The 5,439-nt window shown below is 69.1% G+C and carries 7 protein-coding genes and 1 riboswitch; of the genes, 4 read left to right on the top strand and 3 right to left on the bottom strand.

Annotated features, from left to right (window positions below; all coding sequences use genetic code 11):
- The coding region (locus tag EQG76_RS00820) for a histone deacetylase family protein (RefSeq protein WP_235031145.1) at positions 1–880 on the bottom strand (880 nt) is incomplete at its 3' end.
- A 60-nt stretch (positions 881–940) separates the two neighbouring features.
- A riboswitch (TPP riboswitch) is annotated at positions 941–1,038 on the top strand.
- On the opposite strand from EQG76_RS00820, the gene thiM reads away from it, so the two are divergent.
- From thiM to tenA, 4 genes are all read left to right on the top strand, one after another.
- Positions 1,027–1,824: a hydroxyethylthiazole kinase gene (thiM, locus tag EQG76_RS00815; RefSeq protein WP_159709728.1), complete on the top strand. Its 798-nt coding sequence runs from the start codon at positions 1,027–1,029 to the stop codon at positions 1,822–1,824. Its footprint overlaps the riboswitch before it by 12 nt.
- Positions 1,821–2,477, top strand: a complete 657-nt coding sequence (gene thiE / locus EQG76_RS00810) for a thiamine phosphate synthase (protein WP_159709726.1) — start codon at positions 1,821–1,823, stop codon at positions 2,475–2,477. The genes thiM and thiE overlap by 4 nt, the downstream gene beginning before the upstream one ends.
- On the top strand, positions 2,474–3,277 hold the full coding sequence (gene thiD, locus EQG76_RS00805) for a bifunctional hydroxymethylpyrimidine kinase/phosphomethylpyrimidine kinase (RefSeq protein WP_159709724.1): 804 nt from the start codon (positions 2,474–2,476) through the stop codon (positions 3,275–3,277). The genes thiE and thiD overlap by 4 nt, the downstream gene beginning before the upstream one ends.
- Positions 3,277–3,951 carry a thiaminase II gene (gene tenA / locus EQG76_RS00800; RefSeq protein ID WP_200840456.1) on the top strand — a complete coding sequence of 225 codons (675 nt, stop codon included), beginning with the start codon at positions 3,277–3,279 and terminating at the stop codon, positions 3,949–3,951. Before thiD ends, tenA begins: the two co-directional genes overlap by 1 nt.
- 59 nt (positions 3,952–4,010) lie before the next feature.
- Here the strand turns inward: tenA and gap are convergent, their stop codons facing one another.
- Positions 4,011–5,018, bottom strand: coding sequence for a type I glyceraldehyde-3-phosphate dehydrogenase (gene gap, locus EQG76_RS00795; protein WP_159709722.1), 1,008 nt, complete (start codon positions 5,016–5,018; stop codon positions 4,011–4,013).
- A 74-nt stretch (positions 5,019–5,092) separates the two neighbouring features.
- Positions 5,093–5,439 (bottom strand): transketolase-like TK C-terminal-containing protein (locus EQG76_RS00790; RefSeq protein WP_321573420.1); only part of this gene is annotated, 347 nt, incomplete at its 5' end.

The raw sequence follows: 5,439 nt of genomic DNA, 5'->3' as shown, positions 1-5,439 counted from the left end.
TGGCATGACGCTCGGCGACCGCCACCAGTTCCGCAGTGATCCAGGCGAAATCGTCCTCGACCAGGCGCATGCCGGCGAGCGGGTCGTCGCGATGGGCGTCGAAGCCGGCCGAGACCAGCAGCAGTTCGGGCGCGAAGCGTTCCAGGGCCGGCAGAGCATCAGCAGCAAAACGCTGGCGGTAGGCTAGCCCGTCTGTGCCGGGCGGCAGCGGCAGGTTCAGGATGTTGCCATGCGCACCCCGTTCCTCTGCGGCACCGGTGCCGGGATAGAGCGGCCACTGGTGGGTCGAGACGAACAGGGTCTGCGGGTCGTCCCAGAAGATCTCCTGAGTGCCGTTGCCGTGGTGGACGTCGAAATCGACGATCGCGATGCGGCCCACGCCATGGGCAGCCCTAGCATGGGCCGCGGCCACCGCAATGCTGTTGAACAGGCAGAAGCCCATGGCACGGTCGCTTTCGGCATGGTGCCCGGGCGGCCGCATCGCCGAGAAGGCGCGCTGGACCCGCCCTCCCAGCACCGCATCGACCGCCGCCACGGCACCTCCGGGTGCGCGCAGCGCTGCGCCCCGGCTGCCGGGCGAAACCATCGTGTCCGGGTCGAGCCGGGCCAGACCCTGGCTCGGGATCGCCTCCAGCACCGCGCGTACATAGGGTTCGGCATGGACCGCCCGCAGGGCTGCCAGCTCGACCTCGGGTGCCGCTTCGCGCAGCAGCCAGCCCGCCTCGATCCGGTCGAGCCCGGCCCGCACCGCCCCATAGCGGTCCGCACATTCCGGATGGCCCGGTCCGGTGTCGTGCTCGAGCGCGCTGTCGTGGAGGAAGACTAGGACGTTCACGCCGATCACACTCCGCTGGTCGTTCCTCCAGGCGAGGTTCAGCACGCGCCGCGCTCCAGGTCTACCTCGCCGGATGTTGACATCCGGACAGGAGCCCCCATCCTTTGCCCTGCCAAGGGGTGTTCGCCGCCGCGCGAACTGAGATCAAACCCGTCGAACCTGCTCTGGGTCATGCCAGCGAAGGGAGGCCAATGACCATTCCGTCCGCAGCGATCGGGCGGGTGCTCGACGCGATCCGCGCGCGTCGCCCACTCGTCCACAACATCACCAACTATGTCGTGATGAACACGACAGCCAATGCGCTGCTGGCGGTAGGTGCCTCGCCCGCCATGGTCCATGCCGAGGCAGAGGTCGAGGAGTTCACCGGCATCGCTGATGCGCTGGTGATCAATATCGGCACCCTCTCCGTGCCCTGGATCGCGGCGATGCATCTGGCCGCGGCCAAGGCGAGGACGTTCGGCAAGCCGTGGGTGCTGGACCCGGTGGGTGCGGGCGCCACGCGATTTCGCACCGACACCGCCTTCGCCCTGCTCGAGCACCGGCCGACTCTGATCCGTGGCAACGGCTCGGAGATCGTGGCGCTGGCCGGCGGGATAGGTGCCGCCCGCGGCGTGGACAGCACCATGGGCGACACGGCCTCCCTCGAGGCGGCGAAGGCGCTGGCGGCGGCGACCGGCAGCGTCGTGGCGGTCACGGGGCCGGTCGACCGGGTCACCAACGGGACCGCGGTCTGGTCCTGCGCCAATGGCGACGTGCGGATGACCCGCGTGACCGGACTCGGCTGCACACTCAGCGCGCTCAGCGCTGCCTGCCTCGCCGTGGAGCCGGAGCCCGTCGTTGCGGCACTGGCCGCCTGCGCGATCCTGGGCGCGGCCGGCGAGATCGCGGCAGCGGCGACGGAAGGGCCGGGCTCGCTGCAGGTGGCGATCCTGGATCGCCTGGCGGATCTCGACGCCGCCACGCTCGAGCAGCGGGCCAAGCTGTCGTGAGCCGCAGGGTCGACCTGCGCCTCTACGTAGTGCTGGACGAGGCCACCACCCCGCCTGCCGCGTTCGCCGACCTGGCCGAAGCCGCGGTTGCCGGCGGTGCCACGACCATTCAGTTGCGCGACAAGCGTTCCGGTGCACGCAGCCTGATCGCCCTGGCCCAGGCGGTTCGGACTCGGCTGCATGGCCGGAACGTTCCGGTGATCGTCAACGACCGGGCCGATCTGGCTCTGGCGGCCGGTGCCGACGGCGTGCATCTGGGCCAGGACGACCTGCCGGCAGCGTTCGCCCGCGCGATCCTGGGGCAGGACGCCATCATCGGCCTATCGGTCACCTCTGAGGCCGAGATCGGCACGGTCGATCCGGCCCTGGTCGACCATGTCGGGCTGGGTCCGATCTTCCCGACCGACACCAAGCCCGATGCGGCACCGGCACTGGGCCCGGAACGGTTCGCGGCGATCCGTCGCCTTCTGGCGCTGCCGGTGGTGGCGATCGGCGGGATCGATCACGCCAATGCCGCCCAAGCGATCCGGGCCGGGGCCGATGGCGTCGCCGTGGTCAGTGCGGTGGCCCGGGCGGCCGATCCCATCGCAGCCGCCCGGGCGCTCATGGTCGAGATCGAACGCGCTGGCCGCGAATCTGGAAGACATCGATGATCCACAACATCCTGACGATCGCCGGCTCCGACCCCAGCGGCGGTGCCGGGATCCAGGCCGACCTCAAGACATTCGGGGCGCTCGGCACCTATGGCTGTGCCGTGCTGACCGCGTTGACCGCGCAGAACACACGGCAGGTCACCGGTGTGCATCCCGTCCCGCCTGAGTTCGTGGCCCTGCAGATCGACACGCTGTTCGTCGACGTGCGGATCGACGCCGTCAAGGTCGGCATGGTGGCGACCGCCGAGATTGCCGGTGCGGTCGCGGCCTGCTTGCGGAACCACCAGGCCAGGCGGGTGGTGCTGGACCCGGTGATGGTCGCCAAGAGCGGTGACCGGCTCCTGGCCGAGGCGGCAGTGGCGGCCGTGCGCCAGGAACTGGCGCCGCTAGCCGACCTGCTCATGCCGAACCTGCCGGAAGCTGCCGATCTCACCGGCCGCCCGGAACCGACGGACCTGGCCGGGATGCGTGCCCTGCTCCCTGATCTTTTGGCGCTCGGGCCGAAGGCGGTGGTGCTGAAAGGCGGTCATCTGGGCACGGACGACGCGCCGGACCTGTTCGCCGACGGCCAGCGGGTCGTGGAACTGCCCGGGCGGCGCATCGCCACCAAGAACACCCACGGCACCGGCTGCTCCTACTCCTCGGCGATCGCCGCCCTGCTGCCCCGTCATGACGACCCACTGGAGGCGGTGCGTGCTGCCAAGGCCTGGCTAAGCGGTGCCATCGCCCGGGCCGACCAGCTCGAGGTCGGCCATGGCCACGGACCGATCCACCACTACCACGCCCTTTGGAGCGAGTGATGACCGAGTCTTTCTCCGCCCGGATGCGTGCCGAAACTGCCAACCTGCTGGAGCGGATCCTGAACCTGCCGTTCAACCGCGAGCTCGCCGATGGCAGCTTGGAGCCGGCACGCTTCCAGAATTACGTCATCCAGGACGCGATCTATCTCCTGGAATACGGCCGGGTGCTCGCCCGGATCGCCGCGGTGGCGCCCGATCCAGACACCATCGCGCTGTTCGCCAAGTCCGCCGAGGGCGCCATCCTGGTGGAGCGGGCGCTCCATGCCAGCTACTTCGAGCAGTTCGGGATCACCAAGGAACAGGTGGCCGCGGCCGAGCCCTCACCCACCTGCCTGGCCTATACCGATTTCCTGCAGGCGAGTGTGGCCCGCGACGGGCTGGAGGTCGGCGCTGCCGCGATCCTGCCCTGCTTTCGCATCTACTGGGATGTCGGCCGCCGGATCGCGGCAGTGACCGTGCCGGACAATCCCTACGCCGCCTGGATCGACAATTATTCCGACCAGACCTTCGGCGACGCCGTGCTGGCCGCCGAGGCGGCGGTGGACCGCATGGCCGAGGCGGCCAGCGAGGCGATGCGGGCGCGGATGCGCCGGGCCTACCACCGCTGCGCCCAATACGAGTGGATGTTCTGGGACAGCGCCTACCGCATGGCCGGCTGGCCGGTCCGGGTCTAATTCAAAAGACGAACGGCCGCCGGAATGGCGGCCGTTCTCAGGGGCTTATGTCCGGCGGTTCACAGCGTGCCCAGATAGGCCGCCGTGTCGTTCATCCGGTTGGAGAAGCCCCACTCGTTGTCATACCAGGAGGCAACCCGCACCATCTTGCCTTCTAGCACCTTGGTCGCCTTCAGGTCGACCGTCGAGCTGTGCGGGTCATGGTTGAAGTCGATCGAGACCAGCGGTTCAGTGATGACGTTCAGGATGCCCTTGAGCGGGCCGCTGGCCGCGGCCGCCTTGAGCGCATCGTTGATCTCCTCGACCGAGGTGTCGCGCGACGGCAGGAAGGTCAGGTCGACCAGCGAGACGTTCTTGGTCGGCACCCGGATCGCCACGCCATCCAGCTTGCCCTTCAGCTCTGGTAGCACCAGCCCTACCGCCTTGGCAGCACCGGTCGAGGTGGGGATCATCGACTCGGTGGCGGAGCGGGCCCGGTAGAGATCCTTGTGGAACACGTCCAGGAGGTTCTGGTCGTTGGTGAAGGCGTGGATGGTGGTCATGTGCCCGCGCACGATCCCGACCGCCTCGTGCAGCACCTTGACGACCGGTGCCAGGCAGTTGGTGGTGCAGGACGCGTTGCTGATCACCGTGTGCTCGGGCTTCAGGTCCTGGTGGTTCACCCCATAGACCACGGTGAGGTCAGCGCCGTCGCCGGGTGCCGAGATGATGACCTTCTTCGCTCCTGCCTCGAGATGGCCCGAGGCCTTCTCCTTCGAGGTGAAGATGCCCGTGCACTCCATCACGATGTCGGCGCCGACATCGCCCCAGGCCAGCTTGGCCAGGTCGCGCTCGGCGCTCACCCGGATCGGCCCGCTGCCGATGTCGAGCGTGTCGCCCTCCAGCGTGACCTTGCCCGGGAACTTGCCGTGCACGCTGTCGTAGCGCAGCAGGTGCGCGTTGGTGGCGGCGGGCGCCAGGTCGTTGATCGCGACGACCTGGACGTCCTGGCGGCCGCTCTCGGCGATCGCGCGCAAGACGTTGCGCCCGATCCGCCCGAACCCGTTGATGCCGATCCTGACGACCATGGTTGCTCCCATCCGATCATGGATGCCGGTGCAGGAGAGCACCGGCGACTTGCTGGCAATCCGTCGCCCCGCGCTTAAGCGGCGAGCTTGCGCTCGACCAGGGCCACGACCGCCTCCGCGGTGATGCCGAACTCCCGGTAGAGGGTCGGCGCCGGGCCGGATGCGCCGAAGCCGCGCATGCCGACGACATCGTCCTCGCTCTCCACGAAGCGGGTCCAGCCGAATGGCGATGCCGCCTCGATCGCCACGCGCGGCGCGGTGCCCAGCACCAGCCCTCGATAAGCAGCGTTCTGCTGGGCGAAGAGTTCCCAGGACGGCATCGAAACCACCGCGGCCGGTGTGCCGGCCTCTTCCAGGCGCCGGCGGGCTTCGAGGGCCACATGCACTTCCGAGCCGGTCGCGAGGATGGTGACCGCCCGCT

The organism is Geminicoccus flavidas, from assembly GCF_009806515.1.
In the GTDB taxonomy this organism is placed as follows: Bacteria; Pseudomonadota; Alphaproteobacteria; order Geminicoccales; family Geminicoccaceae; genus Geminicoccus; species Geminicoccus flavidus.
This window is presented reverse-complemented; position numbering and strand designations above follow the sequence as displayed.

Bases quoted from the DNA above. Each gene is read 5' to 3' on its own strand.
- thiM (WP_159709728.1), top strand. From the start codon at position 1,027: ATGACCATTCCGTCCGCAGCGATCGGGCGGGTGCTCGACGCGATCCGC.
- tenA (WP_200840456.1), top strand. From the start codon at position 3,277: ATGACCGAGTCTTTCTCCGCCCGGATGCGTGCCGAAACTGCCAACCTG.
- thiD (WP_159709724.1), top strand. From the start codon at position 2,474: ATGATCCACAACATCCTGACGATCGCCGGCTCCGACCCCAGCGGCGGT.
- gap (WP_159709722.1), bottom strand. From the start codon at position 5,018: ATGGTCGTCAGGATCGGCATCAACGGGTTCGGGCGGATCGGGCGCAAC.